Source organism: Pseudomonas paraversuta, assembly GCF_904063065.1.
GTDB lineage: Bacteria > Pseudomonadota > Gammaproteobacteria > Pseudomonadales > Pseudomonadaceae > Aquipseudomonas > Aquipseudomonas paraversuta.
The window spans coordinates 89,089-107,269 of record NZ_CAJFCL010000005.1 but is presented as its reverse complement, the minus strand read 5'-3'; the positions used below and the strand labels follow the sequence as shown (position 1 = coordinate 107,269).

Here is an 18,181-nt window from a genome sequence, read left to right as displayed (position 1 = left end):
CTGGCAGGGGGCCAGCCCTTGTGTTTCAAGGGGTTACACAGACCCGGAGCTGATCTGTTTGCCTGTGGGAGCTGGCTTGCCAGCTCCTGCAGTGGGGACGCCACAACGCAAAACGCCCATGGCTTCTGGCCATGGGCGTTTTGTGGTTCAAGCCTCAGCTCAAGGGCGATAGATGATCGCCGAGCCCCATGACAGGCCTACGCCGAAGCCGCTCAGGGCCACGCGCTTCCAGTCAGGGGTGTCCATCACGTGCTTTTCCAGCAGCAACGGAATGCTCGAGGACACGGTGTTGCCGGTCTCGACCATGTCCTTGATGAACTTCTCCGGCTCGCCTTCGAAGCGCCGAGCGACCGCATCAACGATCGCCGCGCTGCCCTGGTGGATGCAGAAGGCGTCGATGTCCTGGGAGGTCAGTTGCGACTCGTCCATCAACTCGTGCAAGTGTGCAGGCACTTTAAGCAACGCGAAGTTGAATACCTGGCGGCCATTCATAAAGAACACGCCGTCGCTGACTTTCAAGTGCGGGGCACCCGAACCGTCGGTGCCGAACTTGGCCTTGCCCAGCTGCCAGGGTGCGTCTTCACCCATCCAGGTGGCGGTAGCGGCGTCGCCGAAGAGCATGGTGGTGTTGCGGTCTTCGGGGTCGACGATTTTCGAATACGGGTCGGCGGTGATCAGCAGGCCGTTTTTCAGGCCCGTGGCTTCCATGAAGCCTTTCATCGCGTAGATGCCGTAGACATAGCCCGAGCACCCCAGGGAAATATCAAAGGCGGCCACGTGGGTCGGCAGGCCCAGTTTGTCCTGGACGATGGCAGCGGTGTGGGGCAAACCTTCTGCGTCACCGTTTTGGGTCACGACGATCAGCGCGTCGATGGATTCGCGCTTGAGCTGCGGATTGTTGGCAAACAGTGCGTTGACGGCCTCGACACACAGGTCCGAGGTTTCCTGGTCAGCATCTTTGCGCGGCAGAAACGCCGAGCCAATCTTGCCCAGAATGAAGTCTTCGTCCTTGGAGAACTTCGCGCCCTGGGCATAGTTGTCTACACCGTTTGCAGGCACGTAACTGGCGATGCTTTTAATGCCAATCATTGTGGCTTCCCAATACTAATAGCTGGAGATCACCCGCTCGAACAATCAAGGGGCGCTGACAATAAAAGGGCTTAGTCGCGCAAAAAGCGGCGAATATGGGTGCATGAAAATAGACAAAACAGCCTGGAAAAGGCCCGGCACCCGCCCGTACGTTTCACACGATACAGTGAAGATGCGCGTTATGACTCATAGGTCACTCGATTTGGTGCGGTTTTTTACAAAACGTTTCGGGTAAACCGAGGATCAAGTGGGAGTCGTCTTGCCGGCGATAGCATCACCCTGCCCCTTCAGACAGGCCGGTTTTGCCGGTATCGCTGGCAAGCCAGCTCCCACAGGTATGCTGCAAATTCTGCATTACAGCTGATTGAACAGGCTCAGCTGGGAGATCTTGACGAAGGCCAGTTGCGAGGCTTCAAGCATGGCTTTCTGGAATGCCAGGTCGATCGAAGCACCAGCCATGTCTGTGTTGCCAATGGCGGCAGTGGTGGAATCGTTGGCCAGGCCCATGCTGATGTTTTCGTCGGTCTGGATATCCACCGCCTTCAAGCGCGCACCAATCGAACCCCGGGCACTGTCGACCCCGGCACTGGCGTTTTTCAGATTGCCTATGGCCGAGTTGATGGCGTCTTTCTGGATCTGCTGGGCCGCCGGATCTTTGTCGCTGGGGATCACCAGCGCTTTACGCAGCTGGCTGATGGTGTCCAGCGCACTTTGACTCTGGTGGTTGTTGCTGTTGACCACAAACTGGTCGCCAGCCGCGCGCGCGCCGGTGAAATCGAAGGTAACCCCCATGGCGCTGAGCGTGTCGCCGGTCATGCTGCCGGTGGCAATCGACTTGCTGCTGGCAGTCACTGGCTGGGCGTAGATTTCGTATTCGGTGTCACTGGTGAATTTGATCACCGCACCATTGCCCGGAAAGCTGTCGCTGTAGGCCTTGGCATCCGCCACGCCAGTCCCGGTGATCTGTGCCGTCGAGGTATTGCTCGGGGTACGGGAGGTGTTGAAGGTGTCGGGTTTGGCCTCGAGGGTGAAAGAGTGCCCCGCCACCGCCGCATCCTGATCGGCTGCCGGGATGTCCTTGAGGTTCAGGTTGATGTCGAACGATACGCCGCGCAGGCTGATGCTGTGAGCACCCTCCTTGGTGGAATCGAAGACACCATTGCCTGGCACTTCAGAGGTCACGTCCTTGCCCTGGGCGTCAGTCAGCTTGTACTGGGTGCTGCTGGTGAATTCCAGGGTGTAGGGCTGACCCTCGGCAAAGCCTTTATTGAACACCGGGCTTGAGGTGATCAAACCGGCGGACAGCGAAACCTTGCCATTGTCCGGGATAACCGCACCGGTTGCGTCTACCACCGGCAGTGCAGTGACCTGTGTACGCCCGGTATTGACCGAGTTTTCCATAAAGCTTTTGGCCGTGTCGCTGCCGGCCAGGCTCAGGGTGTCCGAGACCTTGAGATTGAGCTGGGTATCGTCGCCCTGATAGCTGTAAGTGCCATCGTTGTTGCGGGTATAGGGCGGCGTATCGGTCTTGGAGCCCGAGAACATATAGTTGCCCGCGGCATCCTTGCTGTTGAGCAGGCTGAACACCTGGTCTTCGATACTCCCCAGTTCGCTGGCAATCGTCGCGCGATCGGCATCGCTTTTCCCGCTGCCAGCCCCCAGAGCCAGCTCACTGGCCTTTTGCAGGGCGGTGTTGATGCTGTCGAGGATGGTTTCCTGACTGCCCAGCGACGCCTTGATACCGTTCATGTTGGTGGTGTACTGACCCAACATGTCTTTTTGCTGCTGCAATTGCAGCAGGCGCGCGGCACCCACCGGATCATCGCCAGCGGTCTGAATGCGCACGCCGGAGTCGATCTGGCTCTGGGTCTTGATCACCGACGAGAAGTTGTTCTGGTAGGTGGCACTGGTCGACTCAAAAAACTGGGAAGTAGAGATACGCATCGTCGAGGACTCCCTTAAAGACTGTTGATCAGCGTGCTGAAGGTTTCTTGCGCCGCTTTGATGATCTGCGACGATGCGGTGTAGTACTGCTGAAACTTGACCAGGTTGGAGGCCTCTTCATCCAGGTTGACCTGGGACACCGAGCTGCGGGTCTGCGTGGCATACGCCAGCGCGGCGGTGTTGGCCGTGCCGTCGACGGCGGCCTGACTGGCCTGGCCACCGACTTTCGCCACCAACTGGCTGTAGGAAGAACCCATGCTGACGCCGCCGGTGCCGTCCTTGCCGACGCCGACCGTGGCTTTGGTTTGCAGGCCCAGCAACAGGTTGGCGTTGGTGTTGTCCGCCTTGCCGTCCTTGTTGAACTTGATGTCGAAGCTGTCGCCCTTGGCCGGCGACCCGCTGATGGTGGTGTCAAAGCCAATGGTTTTCGGCGTGCCGTCGGCGTTTGTGACCGGCAAGCCCGCAGCGTCCAGCACCGGCAGGTTGATCGTGACCTTGTTGTCCTGGCCCGGCACTAGGGTGCCTTTACCGATTTCCTCGCCTTTTTCGTTCAGCACGCGGTAGCCCTGGGCGCCGTTTGCAGCTTCGTCAAAAGCAATCCGTACCGGCATTGCGCCTTCAATCTGCGACTGCGCCAGGCCGAGGTCCGCACCCGCGTAAATATCCAGCGCCGAGGACAGGATCGGCGTGCTCAAGGCCCCCGTACCGCTGTTGGAGCCGCCCTTGCCTGCCACCAAAGGGCCGGCGAACGCCAATTTACTGGCATCGCTCATCTGTACGCCGATGTTGCTGGCGCCGTTGCGGGTCGGGCTGACCTTGAATTGATCACCTTTGCTCAACGCACCACCGTTAAGGTCCATGGTGAAGCCGTCGATGACCGCAGCCGGCTTTTGATCCAGATTGAAGGCCCCCATGCTGGTGCCGTCCGAGCGTCTGACCGTGTAGTCCTTGTCGCTGGTGAACGTCACCTGATAGTCGTAGGCAGTCAATGCGCCACTGTCGGTGATGCTGACGTTCAGGTTGCCCGAGCCCGGGCTGTTACCGGTCGCGGCAAGGCTGCGCTGGCTGATGGCCTGTGCGCTGTTGATGCTGTTGAACATCGACGAGCCAAACTCGCCATTGGCATCCAGGCCCTGCCCCAACTGCTTGTTGATCGCGTCGGCGACCACAATCGCGGTGCGCCCCAGATCGTTCATGGCCGGTGCCAGCACGTCATCGCGATAGCGCAACAGGCCGCCGATCTTGCCGCCGGAGATGACCGAGGTCACGTCAGAGCTGGACTGCGCGTAGTTGATCTGAATGCTGAACTGGCTTTTATCGACCTTGCCCGGCACCGCCGACAGGGTATTGGAGGTATTGCCCTGCACCAGCGCCTGCCCCGTCCCCAGGGTCACGTCATAGACGTTGTCGTGTTCCTGGACCGTTACTCCGACCAGTTCATTCAGGGTACGCACGGCCTCGTTGCGGGCATCCAGCAAGTTGTTCGGCGTATTGCCGGCGGTGGTGGCCTGGGCGATCTGCTTGTTCAGCGAGGCAATGGTGGCCGTGTGCTGGTTGACCATCGAGGTCAGGGTGTCCAGCTGGCTGTTGATGCCTTCGTTTTGCTGGTTGAGCTGGGTCGAGATCGAGTTGAAGCGGTTGCTCAAGGCTTGTGCATTGGTCAGCAGCAACTGGCGGGCGGACGCGTCGCCGGGGGCGCCGGCCGCCGTTTGCAAGGACGAGAAGAAGCTGTTGAGTACGGCCGAGACACCGGTACTTTTATCTGACAGCAGCTTGTCCACCGAACCTATCTGGTCGAGGTAAGCCTGGGCATCGCCGTTCAATGAAGTGGTGGTTTGCAACTGCGCATCGAGGTAGGAGTTGTACACCCGGCGCACGTCAGCCAGGGTGGTGCCGGTGCCGATAAACACCCCGCCCACTTGCTGCGAGCCGGCACTGCCCTGCACGATCTGCTGGCGCGAGTAGCCCGAGGTGTTGGCGTTGGCAATGTTATTGCCGACCGTGGCCAAAGCCCCCTGGCTGGCGTTCAGCCCCGACATCCCGATGTTGATCAAACTCGCCATGGTTCAAACCTTATAAATGCGTGAAAGAACCCGTCGAGACGTAGCTCTGGTAGGTCTTCATTTGCTTGGCAATCTGCGAAATCTTGCTCGCGTACTCAGGGTCGGTTGCATAACCGGCCTTCTGCAACTCGCGAACAAACTGCTCTGGTTTATCGGCTGCGTTCAGCACTTCTTTATAACGATTGTTGCTTTGCAACAGCGTGACCAAATCGTGGAAGCTGTCCTGATAGGAGTCGTAGGAACGGAAGTCCGCCGTCTCCTTGACCATCTGCCCGCCCTTGAACTCGCTGGTAATTGCCCGAGCCTGCGGCCCCTGCCAACTGCCAGTGGCCTTGATGCCGAACAGGTTGTGACTGCTGCTGCCGTCCTGCTGGCGCATCACCGACTTGCCCCAGCCGGTTTCCAGTGCCGCTTGCGCCACCAGATACAGCGGATCGACACCGATACGGTCGGCGGCCTGCTGCGCCATCGGCAACATGGTGGCCACAAAAGCGTCCGGCGACTCGAATGCCTGTTTGGCCGGAGCCAATGGCGGTTGCGCCACGGCACGCCCGTAAATCTGCATCCGCCCTTGCACACCGCCGGCGCTGAGCATGGGGTGACGGCTGCCTTTGATCACCGCATCCAGCGACGGGCTGGTGCGCCCGGGCACCGTACCGGTATTGAGGGTTGAGCGGGCCGCATCGGCCGAAGGCACGATCCCGGCCAGCAAGCGATCGGTCAGCTTGCTCGGCAAGGCCAGACGACGCTGATTGAGCATCGCCACATCGTTTTTATGGCCGCTTTCCACGGCGCTGGTGGCCACCCGCGAAGCCCACAGCGGACGCTGGCCGCTGGAGCGCACAAACGGGCTGTCGATCGCAGGGGCGACCGGGGCAGGTGTTTTCACCTCAGGGTTCAAGGCAACCGTGGCGGCCTCCCCCGGCACTGCGGACTTGTTCTTCGACATCTGGCGCATCAGCACATCGGCCAGACCGATACCGCCACCCTGACGGGACAAGGTCACCGACAGTTGCTGGTCGTACATCTCCTGATACTGCTTGGCCGCCGGGGTGTTGAGCGGGTTGTCCTTGCCCAGCACTTCGTTCGCCGAGCGCATGGACTTGAGCATCTCGTTGAGGAACAGCGACTCGAATTCCTGCGCCACCTTGCGCATGTTGCTGTCGCTTTCGCGGTCGCCGACCTTCAGCTTGTTCAGACGATTGAGGTCGGTAAAGGCGCCCGAATCGCTGCCACTGACCGCACCGCTCTTACGCATATCCATGATGACGGCCTCAGATCACTATCAGGTCGGCTTGCAGGGCGCCGGCCTGTTTCAACGCTTCGAGAATCGCCATCAAGTCCCCAGGCGCCGCGCCAACCTGATTCACCGCCCGGACAATTTCGTCCAGCGTGGTGCCCGGGCCAAATTTGAACATCGGCTTGGCTTCCTGCTGTGCATTGAGCCGCGAACGCGGCACGACAGCGGTCTGGCCGTTGGACAACGGGCCCGGCTGGCTGACGATCGGGTCTTCGGTGATGGTGACGGTCAGGCTGCCGTGGGTCACGGCCGCAGGCGAAACCTTGACGTTCTGGCCGATCACTATGGTGCCGGTGCGCGAGTTGATGATGACTTTGGCCACTGCCTGCCCCGGGTCGACTTCGAGGTTTTCCAGGATCGACAGGTAGTCGACCCGCTGGCTCGGGTCCAGTGGCGCAGTGACACGCACCGAGCCGCCATCAATCGCCTGGGCGACACCGGGGCCGAGCAAGTCGTTGATCTTGTCGACCACGCGCTTGGCCGTGGTGAAGTCCGAACGATTGAGGTTCAGGGTCAAGCTGTTGCCCTGGTTGAAACCGCTCGGCACCGCACGCTCTACCGAAGCTCCGCCGGGAATGCGCCCGGCCGAAGGCACGTTGACGGTGATTTTCGAACCGTCGCGACCTTCGGCATCAAAACCGCCCACCACCAGGTTGCCCTGGGCGACCGCATAGACATTGCCATCGATACCCTTGAGCGGTGTGAGCAACAGCGTGCCGCCGCGCAGGCTTTTGGAGTTGCCGATGGAGGAAACGGTGATATCGATCACCTGCCCCGGCTTGGCGAACGCCGGTAAATCGGCACTGATGGACACCGCGGCGACGTTTTTCAGCTGCACGTTACCCGAGCCAGGCGGCACCTTGATCCCGAACTGCGAGAGCATATTGTTGAACGTCTGCAGGGTGAACGGGGTTTGTGTGGTCTGGTCGCCCGTACCGTTAAGTCCGACCACCAGGCCATAACCAATCAATTGGTTGGAGCGCACGCCAGAAATGCTGGCGATGTCCTTCAACCGCTCGGCGTGAACGCCCAGGGCGGTCGACATCAGCAGTACGGCTGCCAGCAAGTGCTTGAGATGGGCGGTCATCACTAAATGGACTCTTTATTAGAAAGGAAACAGCGGGCTAAGGAAGAAGCGGTCAAACCAGCCCGGCTGACTGGCATCGGCAAACGAGCCGGTGCCCGAGTAGGTAATGCGCGCATCAGCCACCCGGGTCGAGGACACGGTGTTGTCGGTGCTGATGTCATCGGCGCGGACCAGGCCGGCAATCCGTACCAGTTCGTCACCGGTGTTCAGCGTCATCCACTTCTCGCCACGTACCGCGATGATGCCGTTGGGCAATACATCGGCCACGGTCACGGTGATCGAACCGGTGAGGCTGTTGCCCTGCCCGGCCTTGCTGTCACCCTTGGTCGCGCGGCTGCCGCTGTAGCCGGCATCGAGGCTCAGATCGCCACCGCCCAGCGGGTTGTTGGTGGTCAGGCCGCCGCCAAACAACGAGGTCAGGCCGATGCTGGTATTGCTGTTTTTACCGATCGCCGAGTTGGCGTTTTTGCTCGCCTGAGTTTTCTCGTTCAGGGTGATGGTGATGATGTCACCAATGCGAAACGCCTTGCGGTCGCTGTACAGGTTCTGTTCAAAGCCAGCCTGGTAAATCGAGCCGTTATTGGCCGCTGCCGGCAGCGGTGTACGCGGCAGGACAGGTGCGTAATACGGGTCGTTGGGCCGTGGTGGCGGGCTGACGCAACCCGCCAGAAAGGTGACGCCGGCCAAGGCCAGAACAGAACAAAAAGGTTTCATGACGGCTCCTGCGTACTTACAGATTTTGCGTGACAAACGACAGCATCTGGTCGGCGGTGGAAATCACTTTGGAGTTCATCTCGTAAGCGCGCTGGGTGGTGATCATGTTGACCATTTCTTCCACGGTGCTGACGTTCGAGGTTTCCAGGGTGCTTTGCATCGTGGTGCCAAAACCGTTGAGGCCCGGGGTACCGATCTGCGGTGCGCCGCTGGACGCGGTTTCCAGGAACAGGTTGCCACCCTGGGACTGCAAACCGGCCGGGTTGATGAAGTCGGCGGTCTGCACGTTACCTATCACTTGTGCGGCCGGGTTGCCGGCAATCGTTACTGACACGGTGCCATCCTGCCCGACCGTAAAAGTCTGGGCATCGGCCGGCACCACAATTGCCGGTTCCAGGGCAAAACCGCTGGCGGTGACGATCTGGCCGTTGGAATCCAGGTGAAAGGTACCGTCGCGGCTGTAGGCCGTGGTGCCGTCCGGCTGCATGATCTGGAAAAAGCCGCGGCCATTGATCGCCATGTCCAGCGGCTGGTCGGTGGTTTGCAAGCTGCCGGCCGAGAAGTTCTTTTGTGTGCCGACAATGCGCACCCCGGTGCCGACCTGCAGGCCCGACGGCAGTTCGCTGTCCTGGGTCGACTGGGCGCCGGGCTGGCGTTTGATCTGGTACAGCAAGTCCTGAAACTCGGCACGATCACGCTTGAAACCGGTGGTCGAGACGTTGGCCAGGTTGTTGGAAATGGTGGTCAGGTTGGTGTCTTGTGCAGCCAAACCTGTTTTTGCAACCCACAGTGCCGGAAGCATGGTGCTCTCCTCGCGCGCCGGTCAGGGCGACACGTTTAAGTAATAGGCCGAGTTAGCTCATCGCCAGGACGCGAGTCATGGCCTGGTCGTCTTCTTTGGCGGTGTTCATCATTTTGATATGCAGTTCGAACTGCTTGGACAGCGCCAGCACCGAGGTCATCTCGTCGACGGCATTGACGTTGCTCGCCTCCAGAAACCCCGAGACCACGCGCACGTTGGCGTCGGCCTGGGCCGGCTGGCCGTCGTTGGTGTGGATCATGCCGTCCAGCCCCTTGCTCATGGTTTTCAGGTCCGGCTGAACCAGCTTGATGCGGTCCACTTGCGCCATCACCCGCGGGCCTTCGCCCATGGCGCGGATGGAGATGGTGCCGTCTTCACCGACTTCGATTTTTTGCTCGGGCGGCACGGCAATCGGCCCGCCGTTGCCCATCACCGGCATACCATTGCCAGCACGCAGAATGCCCAGGGCATCCACATTCATGCTCGCGGTACGCACATAGGCTTCACTGCCGTCGGGAGACTGCACGGCCATCCAGCCATCACCGGCCACGGCCACATCCAGATCGCGCCCGGTTTCAATCATGGCCCCGGGGGTGAAGTCAGTGGCCGGGCGCTCGGTCAAGGCAAAGGCACGTGCTGGAAAGCTGTCACCGAACACCGGCATCGAGCGGGCCTGTTCCAGGTCTCGCTGAAAGCCGTTGGTCGAGATGTTCGCCAGATTGTTGGCATGAGCCTTTTGCGCCAGTGCGTTCTGGCTGGCGCCGGTCATTGCCACATAAAGGTACTTGTCCACAGTCTTTCCTCTGTCTGACGGACGCTTGCCGCCCACCGCTGTACTGCAGAGCATCTAGCAATTTGCGCACCAACTTTTTTTTGACGGTGCCAATGGCCGCGCTGCGGGGCCTGAAGACGGGTCGGGGGAGGTGCAAGCACAGGTTGAAGACGTAAAAACGGCGCTATTGTGCCGGTAGCGGCAAGGCATGGCCTGTGCCATCGGACGCGGCAATCAAGAGCTCGCACCTGCAGGGCGAGTGAAATACACACTCACCCTGCGGCAGCCGGCTTGCCGGCGATTGGGCCTAGGCCGGCTTGATAATGTCGTGCTCACGCAGCTTGTTGGCGATGGTGGTGTGGGAAACCCCCAGGCGCTTGCCCAGCAACCTGCTGCTTGGATACTCGGAATACAGCTGCTCCAGCACTGACTTCTCGAAACGTCCGACAATCTGTTCCAGCCCGCCTTCCAGGGAAAACTCCCCCAACGGCTGGCGCACGCCGTAGTCCGGCAGGCGGATATGCTCGGCCTTGACCATGCCGCCATCGCACAACGAAACCGCCTGAAACAGCACGTTTTCCAGCTGCCGGACGTTACCCGGCCAGTGGTAGTGGCTCAACCGCGCCATGGCCGCAGGTGCCAGGCGTGGCAACGGGCAACCGATTTGCCGGCTGGCCTGATCCAGGAAATGCTCGACCAAAGGCTCCAGACCGTCCAGGCAATCACGCAACGGGGGGATATGCAGCGACAACACATTGAGCCGGTGATAAAGGTCCTGGCGGAACTCGCCCCGGGCACACAGCTCGGACAAGTCGACCTGGGTGGCGCACATCACCCGCACATCGAGGTACACCTCTTCATCACTGCCGACACGCCGAAAGCAGCCATCCTGCAAGAAACGCAGTAATTTGACCTGCAGGCGCGGGCTCATTTCCCCTACGCCATCGAGAAACAACGTACCGCCCGAGGTCAGTTCCAGCAGACCGAGCTTGCCTTCCGCCCGCGCGCCCTCGAAGGCCCCGGGGCCGTAACCGAACAATTCGGTTTCGGCCATCGATTCGGGCAGACCGGCACAGTTGAGTGCCATCAGCGGCGACTGTCCCCGCGGGCTGGCCAGGTGACAGGCACGGGCCAGCAGCTCCTTGCCGGTGCCGGTTTCACCTTCTATTAATAGAGGAGCGTCGAGGGGTGCCATGCGCCGGGCCTCGCGGACTACTGCAGCCATGACTTTCGAGCTTTGGAAGATGCTGTCGAAGCCACGCAGCTCCTGTTTGCGCACGTTGTAGATCTGCTCGCCCACCCGGTCCGCGCGATGCAGGGTCAGAACCGCCCCGGCCATGGCCTCGCTTTCATCGTGCTCCAGTTGCAACGGGGCGATGTCGGCCAGAAACACGTCGCCCTTGATCTTGACCCGCAGGCCGTTGATCCGCGACTTGTTGGCGCGTACCAGTTCGGGCAAGTCAAAGTCTTCGGCATAGCGCGACAGGGCAATCCCCGGAACTTCATCCACCCGGACCCCGAGCAACTGCGCGGCGGCACGGTTGGCCGCCACAATGCAGCCCCCCATGTCGATGGACAGCACCGGAAACTCCAGGGCCCCGAGCAAGGCGTTGAGTTCCATGTGCCGGCGCTCGCTGGGCATCAAACCCACCCGCTTGACCCCAAAGACCCCGGCAATGGTTTCAAACTTAGGACGCAGGGCCTGGAACTGCAGATTGATCAAGTTCGGACAGTACAAATAGATCGCGTTGCCCTGATCGCCACCGACCTCCCCGCGCTTGACGTTAATGCCGTAGGCAACCAGCAGGTTAAGAATGTCGCGAAGGATGCCAATCCGGTTTTGGCAGTGGACTTTGATACGCATGGGGCAGGCTCGGGAAAAATAGCGTGGCTGGGGCAATAAACAAGGGTGGGAGCCGATAACCCGGCTGCCACAGGTGCAGAAATTTGAAAATCGGGCATTTCAGCGTCACGATTATTTGACAGTTTAGCCGTCACACACTCAAGAGTGACGGCCCAACCATACAAGCGTAACGAAAACTTTACGAATAAGCCGCATCATCCCAGTAATACTGGCTCAAGGCTAGGGGCATGACGCACTCAATTGGGGTATCACTAAGGCATCGCAACAACCCGAATAATAAAAACGATTTCATTGCGGAGAGCCCCATGAAGCAAACGAAATACGTCGCCCGCGAGCCGGATGCCAACGGCTTTATCGACTACACACCCGAAGAACACGGGGTGTGGAATACCTTGATTACCCGCCAGCTGAAACTGCTGGAAGGCCGCGCCTGCCCCGAATACATGGAAGGCATCGAAAAACTCGGCCTGCCCCACGATCGCATCCCGCAATTAAGCGAAATCAATCAGGTATTGGGCGCCACCACTGGCTGGCAAGTTGCCCGCGTTCCCGCGCTGATTCCGTTCCAGACCTTCTTTGAATTGCTCGCCAACAAGCAATTCCCGGTAGCGACCTTTATTCGCACCCCAGAAGAGCTGGATTACCTGCAAGAACCCGATATTTTCCACGAGATTTTTGGTCACTGCCCGCTGCTGACCAACCCCTGGTTCGCCGAATTCACCCACACCTACGGCAAACTCGGCCTGCAGGCATCCAAGGAGCAGCGCGTGTATCTGGCCCGCCTGTACTGGATGACCATCGAGTTCGGGCTGGTCGACACCCCACAAGGCAAGCGCATTTACGGCGGCGGGATTCTCTCGTCACCCAAAGAAACGGTTTACAGCCTGTCGGCAGAGCCTGAACATCAGGCCTTCGACCCGCTGGAAGCCATGCGCACGCCGTATCGCATCGACATTCTGCAGCCGCTGTATTTTGTCCTGCCGGACTTGAAGCGGCTGTTTGATCTGGCCCACGAGGACATCATGGGCATGGTCGAAAAAGGCATGACCATGGGCCTGCACGCGCCCAAGTTCGCGCCCAAGCCGAAAGCGGCTTGACCGGTTTTTTTGAACATTTTTTCCACAAGAAGAACAACTGACTTCAGGAATACACCATGAACACACTGAACCAAGCCCACTGCGAAGCCTGCCGCGCCGATGCTCCACAGGTCAGCGATGAAGAGTTGCCGATCCTGATCAAACAGATCCCGGACTGGAACATCGAAGTTCGCGACGGCGTCATGCAACTGGAAAAGGTTTTCCTGTTCAAAAATTTCAAATTCGCCCTGGCCTTTACCAATGCCGTCGGCGAAATCTCCGAAGCTGAAGGCCATCACCCGGGCCTGCTCACCGAGTGGGGCAAAGTGACCGTGACCTGGTGGAGCCACTCGATCAAAGGCCTGCACCGCAACGACTTCATCATGGCCGCACGCACCGACGAAGTGGCGAAAACCGCTGAGGGTCGCAAGTAATGCACTTCGCAGCCATTGGACGGGTCCCTGGCGACCCGATTCTCGGGTTGATGGACGCTTACAACCAGGACCCCAACCCGAACAAGTTCGACCTGGGTGTGGGGGTCTATAAAGACGCCAATGGCCTGACGCCGATCTTGCAGTCGGTGAAGAAGGCGGAACAGCGCCTGGTGGATCAGCAGCAGACCAAAACCTATATCGGCGGCCACGGTGACAGCCGTTTTGGCCAATTGATCAGTGAGCTGGTGCTGGGTGCCGACTCCTCCTTGCTGGCAGCCAGCCGTGCCGGTGCAACCCAGACCCCGGGTGGCACCGGTGCCCTGCGCCTGAGCGCAGACTTTATCGCGCAGTGCCTGCCGGGCCGCGGAATCTGGCTGAGCGATCCGACCTGGCCGATTCACGAAACCATCTTCGCCGCCGCGGGCCTGAAAATCAGCCACTACCCCTATGTGGGCAGTGACAACACACTCGATGTTGGCGCCATGCTTGCCGCTCTTGAGCAGGCGCCCAAGGGCGACGTGGTGCTGCTGCACGCCTGCTGCCACAACCCGACCGGTTTTGACCTGTCCCGGGCTGACTGGCTGCAAGTGCTGGAGGTCGTGCGCCGCCGCGAACTGCTGCCACTGATCGACTTTGCCTATCAGGGCTTCGGCGACGGACTGGAAGAGGATGCATGGTCCACCCGCCTGTTCGCCCGGGAGCTGCCGGAAGTGCTGATCACCAGCTCCTGCTCGAAGAACTTCGGCCTCTATCGCGAACGGGTGGGTGCCTTGATCGTATGCGCCAACGACGCCGAAAAGCTGACTGACATCCGCAGCCAGCTGGCTTACCTGGCGCGTAATCTTTGGTCCAACCCGCCGGATCATGGCGCGGCCGTAGTCGCGACCATTCTCGGTGATTCCCAGCTCAAACAAGAGTGGGCCGCGGAAGTTGAGGCCATGCGCAGCCGTATCGCGCAGTTGCGCAGCGGGCTGGTTGAGGCGTTGACACCGTTCGGGCTGGCCGAGCACTTTGCCCATATCAACCAGCAACGCGGGATGTTCTCTTACACCGGCCTGACTGCCGGGCAAGTGCAGTTGCTGCGTGAAAAGCACAGCGTGTACATGGTCGGCTCCGGGCGGGCCAATATGGCCGGGGTCGATGGCACACGCCTGAGCCTGCTGGCCAAGGCCATCGCGCAGGTGTGTACCCGCTAGTCCCACCACAACCTGCAGGAGCAAGCTCGCTCCTGCAGGCTCTGGTTGCGACAACGAAAACATGAAAAGTTCGACATAATCCCCGCCAGACCCAAGAAAAAGACAAATTGTCACACTCCCTCCTGTATCCTTAGCAAGCTACTTAAAACACACCTTGCGAGGAGCGCGACGATGCACGAAATCCCAAACCTCCCCTTCCCAAGCCTGCAAGAAGCTCATCAGCCAATCCCGGAACACACCAGTGGCGAAAACCCCGCACTGGAAGAGGCCCCTGAAAGCCTCATGGCCGACAGCGAAGACTGACGGCTTCATCAGGCGGTGTGAAAAAGCATTGGTTTTTTCACAGCGCCTGACACAATCGCTTCACCCCCCTCCCAGGATTACAGCGTGACCGATACCTTCAGCGAAACCCAAGCCAGCGTTTTGATCGGCACCGCCGAGAAAATCATCGTCCTTTGGGAGCGCCTCACACCAGAGAAGCAAGCCACCTTGCTCAAACGTTTTGGCACCAAGGAAAACGCCCTGGCCGCCCTGATCGCGACACAACTGGTTGCGCCGCTATAATCAATCTGCACCCAACCGCACCCCGCAGGACCCCTACCCCATGCCTGAAACACAGCGTCCAATGGCGATCACGCTACAAGTGGTTTCCATCGTTCTGTTTACCTTTATCGGCTATATGAATATCGGCATTCCGCTGGCTGTATTGCCCGGATACGTACACAACCACCTGGGCTACGGCACAGTCATCGCCGGACTGGTGATCAGCGTGCAATATCTGGCCACGCTGCTGAGCCGTCCTTATGCCAGCCGCATCATCGATAATCGCGGCAGTAAACGCGCCGTCATGTATGGCCTGGCCGGCTGCGGCCTGAGCGGTGTATTGATGCTGGCGTCCACGTGGACGGCGGCCATGCCGGCCCTGAGCCTGACCTGCCTGCTGATCGGCCGGCTGGTGCTGGGCAGTGCTGAAAGCCTGGTCGGCTCAGGGGCCATCGGCTGGGGCATTGGCCGGGTCGGCGCACAAAACACGGCCAAGGTGATTTCCTGGAATGGCATCGCCAGTTATGGCGCCATTGCCATAGGTGCACCGCTGGGCGTGCTGATGGTCAGCCATTGGGGTATGTGGAGCATGGGCGCGAGCATTATTGCCCTGGCCATAGTTGGCCTGCTGCTGGCCTGGCCGAAACGCGCCGCGCCCATTGTCAGCGGCGTGCGCCTGCCGTTCCTGCATGTCCTGGGCCGGGTACTGCCCCACGGCGCAGGCCTGGCGCTGGGTTCGATAGGATTCGGCACCATCGCCACCTTTATCACCCTGTACTACGCCACCAACCAGTGGGACAACGCCGTACTGTGCCTGAGTCTGTTCGGGGCCAGCTTTATCGGCGCCCGACTGCTGTTCGGCAACCTGATCAACCGTATCGGCGGCTTTCGGGTGGCAATTGCCTGCTTGAGCGTCGAAACCCTGGGCCTATTGCTGCTGTGGCTGGCACCCAGCCCCGAGCTGGCACTGGCCGGCGCGGCACTCAGCGGTTTCGGCTTCTCGCTGGTATTCCCGGCACTGGGGGTTGAAGCCGTGAATCTGGTGCCAGCCTCCAGCCGCGGGGCGGCGGTGGGTGCTTACTCACTGTTTATTGACCTGTCACTGGGCATTACCGGGCCACTGGTCGGCGCTGTAGCCGCAGGCTTTGGCTTTGCCTCGATCTTTCTGTTCGCGGCAATGGCGGCGTTTGGCGGGCTGTTACTGAGTGTTTACTTGTACCGTCAGGCCAAGCGCTTAAGGCCTGCGTAAAGGTTGCAGCAGCTCACGAGATAGAAGTGACAGGTTCAGAAATCCACCTTGCCCCGCCCGGCCTTGATGCTGCCACGCTTGGTCTTGGACTCCAGCCGCCGCTTTTTCGAGCCTAAGGTCGGCTTGGTCGGGCGGCGTTTTTTCTCGACCTTGGTGGCGCTGATGATCAATTCTGCCAAGCGCTCCAGGGCATCCGCCCGGTTCTGTTCCTGAGTGCGATATTGCTGTGCCTTGAGGATTAGCACGCCATCGCTGGTAATGCGGCTGTCACGCAGCGCCAGCAGCCGTTCTTTATAAAACGGCGGCAAGGACGAGTTGGCTATGTCGAAGCGCAAGTGCATCGCGCTTGAGACTTTATTGACGTTCTGCCCGCCTGCGCCTTGAGCACGAATGGCTGTCAGCTCGATCTCGTTATCGGGAATATGAACGTTGTTGGAAATCACCAGCATCAAAAATGGGTCCGTCTTCAGGGCTTGCAGGATACCCCACAAACCAAAAACCCGGCGCAATGGCCGGGTTTGGGTTTATCGCTCAGCTTACTTGGCAGCCGGGCTGCAAGCTGCTGCCGATGCCTGCAGCGCGCGCTTGTTCTTGATCAGGTAACACAGCCACATGAAGGCTACCCACACCGGAATCGCATACACCGATACGCGAATGCCGGGGATCAGCAACATGATCACCAGAATGAACGCCACGAATGCCAGGCAGATGTAGTTGCCGTATGGATACCACAGCGCCTTGAACAGCGGCGTTTGCGCGGTATTGTCCATGTGCTGGCGGAACTTGAAGTGCGAGAAGCTGATCATCGCCCAGTTGATCACCAGCGTGGCCACTACCAGCGACATCAGCAGTTCCAGCGCATCGTGGGGCATCAGGTAGTTGAGCAGAACCGCAATTACCGTCACCGCTGCCGAAGCCAGAATCGAGTTGACCGGCACGCCGCGCTTGTCGATTTTTGACAGCACTTTAGGTGCATCACCCTGCTGCGCCATACCCAGCAACATCCGGCTGTTGCAGTAGGTGCCGCTGTTGTACACCGACAATGCAGCGGTCAGGACCACGAAGTTGAGGATGTGTGCAGCGGTGTTGCTGCCCAGCATCGAGAACACCTGCACGAACGGGCTGCTGCTGTAGCTGTCGCCACCGGCATTCAGGGTTTCCAGCAACGAATCCCACGGGGTCAGGGACAACAGAACCACCAGAGCACCGATGTAGAAAATCAGGATGCGGTAGATCACCTGATTGATCGCCTTGGGGATTACGGTACGCGGTTTGTCGGCTTCTGCTGCGGTAAAGCCGAGCATTTCCAGGCCGCCGAAGGAGAACATGATAAAGGCCATGGCCATTACCAGACCGGTGATGCCATGGGGGAAGAACCCGCCGTGCTCCCACAGGTTGTTCACCGATGCCTGGGGGCCACCGCTGCCGCTGACCAGCAAATAGCTGCCCAGGGCGATCATGCCGACAATGGCCACCACCTTGATGATTGCGAACCAGAACTCGGCCTCGCCAAATACTTTGACGTTGGTCAGGTTGATCGCGTTGATCAGGACAAAGAAGGCTGCTGCCGAAGCCCAGGTCGGGATCTCGGGCCACCAGTAGTGCACGTATTTACCGACAGCTGTCAGCTCCGACATGCCCACCAGGATATACAGCACCCAGCAGTTCCAGCCCGACATGAAGCCGGCAAAGCCGCCCCAGTATTTATGGGCAAAGTGGCTGAAAGAGCCGGCTACCGGTTCTTCGACGATCATTTCGCCCAGCTGGCGCATGATCATAAAGGCAATGAAGCCGCAGATCGCATAACCCAGAATCATTGACGGGCCGGCCGATTTCAGTACCCCGGCAGAACCGAGAAACAGGCCGGTACCAATCGCGCCACCAAGGGCAATCAGCTGGATATGACGATTTTTCAGGCCGCGTTTAAGCTCGCCCGAATGCGAGGTTTGTCCACTCATTGAAAGGGTCCCACACAAGGTTTGATGTGATTCAGTGCGTTGTAACTTGAGCACCAGAGGCAGTGATCGAAAGGTCTACAACACAAATCA

General features: G+C 59.7%; 17 protein-coding genes. 6 read left to right on the top strand and 11 right to left on the bottom strand.

The features are described 5' to 3' along the window. Positions 1-159: 159 nt before the first annotated feature. From JQ845_RS11795 to JQ845_RS11755, 9 genes are all read right to left on the bottom strand, one after another. On the bottom strand, positions 160-1,089 hold the full coding sequence (locus JQ845_RS11795) for a ketoacyl-ACP synthase III (RefSeq protein ID WP_003441810.1): 930 nt from the start codon (positions 1,087-1,089) through the stop codon (positions 160-162). Positions 1,090-1,443: 354 nt separating this feature from the next. Beyond that, on the bottom strand, positions 1,444-3,033 hold the full coding sequence (locus JQ845_RS11790) for a flagellar hook-associated protein 3 (RefSeq protein ID WP_161718822.1): 1,590 nt from the start codon (positions 3,031-3,033) through the stop codon (positions 1,444-1,446). 14 nt (positions 3,034-3,047) lie between these two features. Beyond that, entirely contained in the window at positions 3,048-5,096 is a 2,049-nt protein-coding gene (flgK, locus tag JQ845_RS11785; RefSeq protein ID WP_203009020.1) for a flagellar hook-associated protein FlgK, read from the bottom strand. A 10-nt stretch (positions 5,097-5,106) separates the two neighbouring features. Next, entirely contained in the window at positions 5,107-6,360 is a 1,254-nt protein-coding gene (flgJ, locus tag JQ845_RS11780; protein ID WP_003441801.1) for a flagellar assembly peptidoglycan hydrolase FlgJ, read from the bottom strand. A gap of 10 nt (positions 6,361-6,370) precedes the next feature. Beyond that, positions 6,371-7,483: a flagellar basal body P-ring protein FlgI gene (locus JQ845_RS11775; RefSeq protein ID WP_010656445.1), complete on the bottom strand. Its 1,113-nt coding sequence runs from the start codon at positions 7,481-7,483 to the stop codon at positions 6,371-6,373. An 18-nt stretch (positions 7,484-7,501) separates the two neighbouring features. Next, positions 7,502-8,197, bottom strand: coding sequence for a flagellar basal body L-ring protein FlgH (flgH, locus tag JQ845_RS11770; protein WP_003441795.1), 696 nt, complete (start codon positions 8,195-8,197; stop codon positions 7,502-7,504). 16 nt (positions 8,198-8,213) lie between these two features. Then, positions 8,214-8,999, bottom strand: a complete 786-nt coding sequence (gene flgG, locus JQ845_RS11765; RefSeq protein ID WP_003441792.1) for a flagellar basal-body rod protein FlgG — start codon at positions 8,997-8,999, stop codon at positions 8,214-8,216. Between the two features lie 52 nt (positions 9,000-9,051). Further along, a complete protein-coding gene (locus JQ845_RS11760) occupies positions 9,052-9,792 on the bottom strand; it encodes a flagellar basal body rod protein FlgF (protein ID WP_003441790.1) in 741 nt (246 codons plus the stop codon). A gap of 286 nt (positions 9,793-10,078) precedes the next feature. After that, positions 10,079-11,635, bottom strand: coding sequence for a sigma-54-dependent phenylalanine hydroxylase transcriptional regulator PhhR (locus tag JQ845_RS11755; protein WP_003441784.1), 1,557 nt, complete (start codon positions 11,633-11,635; stop codon positions 10,079-10,081). Between the two features lie 305 nt (positions 11,636-11,940). On the opposite strand from JQ845_RS11755, the gene phhA reads away from it, so the two are divergent. From phhA to JQ845_RS11730, 6 genes are all read left to right on the top strand, one after another. Continuing rightward, positions 11,941-12,732: a phenylalanine 4-monooxygenase gene (phhA, locus tag JQ845_RS11750; RefSeq protein WP_127196229.1), complete on the top strand. Its 792-nt coding sequence runs from the start codon at positions 11,941-11,943 to the stop codon at positions 12,730-12,732. A gap of 56 nt (positions 12,733-12,788) precedes the next feature. Continuing rightward, positions 12,789-13,145, top strand: a complete 357-nt coding sequence (locus JQ845_RS11745; RefSeq protein ID WP_003441779.1) for a 4a-hydroxytetrahydrobiopterin dehydratase — start codon at positions 12,789-12,791, stop codon at positions 13,143-13,145. Beyond that, positions 13,145-14,341, top strand: coding sequence for an amino acid aminotransferase (locus JQ845_RS11740; RefSeq protein ID WP_203009019.1), 1,197 nt, complete (start codon positions 13,145-13,147; stop codon positions 14,339-14,341). Before JQ845_RS11745 ends, JQ845_RS11740 begins: the two co-directional genes overlap by 1 nt. Before the next feature lie 171 nt (positions 14,342-14,512). Continuing rightward, positions 14,513-14,644, top strand: coding sequence for a hypothetical protein (locus tag JQ845_RS23140; RefSeq protein WP_268968809.1), 132 nt, complete (start codon positions 14,513-14,515; stop codon positions 14,642-14,644). An 84-nt stretch (positions 14,645-14,728) separates the two neighbouring features. Further along, positions 14,729-14,905: a hypothetical protein gene (locus JQ845_RS11735; protein ID WP_203009018.1), complete on the top strand. Its 177-nt coding sequence runs from the start codon at positions 14,729-14,731 to the stop codon at positions 14,903-14,905. A 40-nt stretch (positions 14,906-14,945) separates the two neighbouring features. Beyond that, entirely contained in the window at positions 14,946-16,133 is a 1,188-nt protein-coding gene (locus tag JQ845_RS11730; RefSeq protein WP_003441767.1) for an MFS transporter, read from the top strand. A 35-nt stretch (positions 16,134-16,168) separates the two neighbouring features. Here JQ845_RS11730 and arfB read toward each other — a convergent pair whose 3' ends face one another. Both arfB and JQ845_RS11720 read right to left on the bottom strand, forming a co-directional pair. Continuing rightward, a complete protein-coding gene (arfB, locus tag JQ845_RS11725) occupies positions 16,169-16,582 on the bottom strand; it encodes an alternative ribosome rescue aminoacyl-tRNA hydrolase ArfB (protein WP_003441766.1) in 414 nt (137 codons plus the stop codon). A gap of 87 nt (positions 16,583-16,669) precedes the next feature. After that, complete coding sequence (locus JQ845_RS11720; protein WP_003441764.1) at positions 16,670-18,091, bottom strand: amino acid permease; 1,422 nt, start codon at positions 18,089-18,091, stop codon at positions 16,670-16,672. Positions 18,092-18,181 lie beyond the last annotated feature (90 nt).

Coding starts and splice junctions, on each gene's coding strand:
- JQ845_RS11795 (WP_003441810.1), bottom strand. CDS start 1,089: ATGATTGGCATTAAAAGCATCGCCAGTTACGTGCCTGCAAACGGTGTA.
- JQ845_RS11790 (WP_161718822.1), bottom strand. CDS start 3,033: ATGCGTATCTCTACTTCCCAGTTTTTTGAGTCGACCAGTGCCACCTAC.
- flgK (WP_203009020.1), bottom strand. CDS start 5,096: ATGGCGAGTTTGATCAACATCGGGATGTCGGGGCTGAACGCCAGCCAG.
- flgJ (WP_003441801.1), bottom strand. CDS start 6,360: ATGGATATGCGTAAGAGCGGTGCGGTCAGTGGCAGCGATTCGGGCGCC.
- JQ845_RS11775 (WP_010656445.1), bottom strand. CDS start 7,483: ATGACCGCCCATCTCAAGCACTTGCTGGCAGCCGTACTGCTGATGTCG.
- flgH (WP_003441795.1), bottom strand. CDS start 8,197: ATGAAACCTTTTTGTTCTGTTCTGGCCTTGGCCGGCGTCACCTTTCTG.
- flgG (WP_003441792.1), bottom strand. CDS start 8,999: ATGCTTCCGGCACTGTGGGTTGCAAAAACAGGTTTGGCTGCACAAGAC.
- JQ845_RS11755 (WP_003441784.1), bottom strand. CDS start 11,635: ATGCGTATCAAAGTCCACTGCCAAAACCGGATTGGCATCCTTCGCGAC.
- phhA (WP_127196229.1), top strand. CDS start 11,941: ATGAAGCAAACGAAATACGTCGCCCGCGAGCCGGATGCCAACGGCTTT.
- JQ845_RS11745 (WP_003441779.1), top strand. CDS start 12,789: ATGAACACACTGAACCAAGCCCACTGCGAAGCCTGCCGCGCCGATGCT.
- JQ845_RS11740 (WP_203009019.1), top strand. CDS start 13,145: ATGCACTTCGCAGCCATTGGACGGGTCCCTGGCGACCCGATTCTCGGG.
- JQ845_RS23140 (WP_268968809.1), top strand. CDS start 14,513: ATGCACGAAATCCCAAACCTCCCCTTCCCAAGCCTGCAAGAAGCTCAT.
- JQ845_RS11730 (WP_003441767.1), top strand. CDS start 14,946: ATGCCTGAAACACAGCGTCCAATGGCGATCACGCTACAAGTGGTTTCC.
- arfB (WP_003441766.1), bottom strand. CDS start 16,582: ATGCTGGTGATTTCCAACAACGTTCATATTCCCGATAACGAGATCGAG.
- JQ845_RS11720 (WP_003441764.1), bottom strand. CDS start 18,091: ATGAGTGGACAAACCTCGCATTCGGGCGAGCTTAAACGCGGCCTGAAA.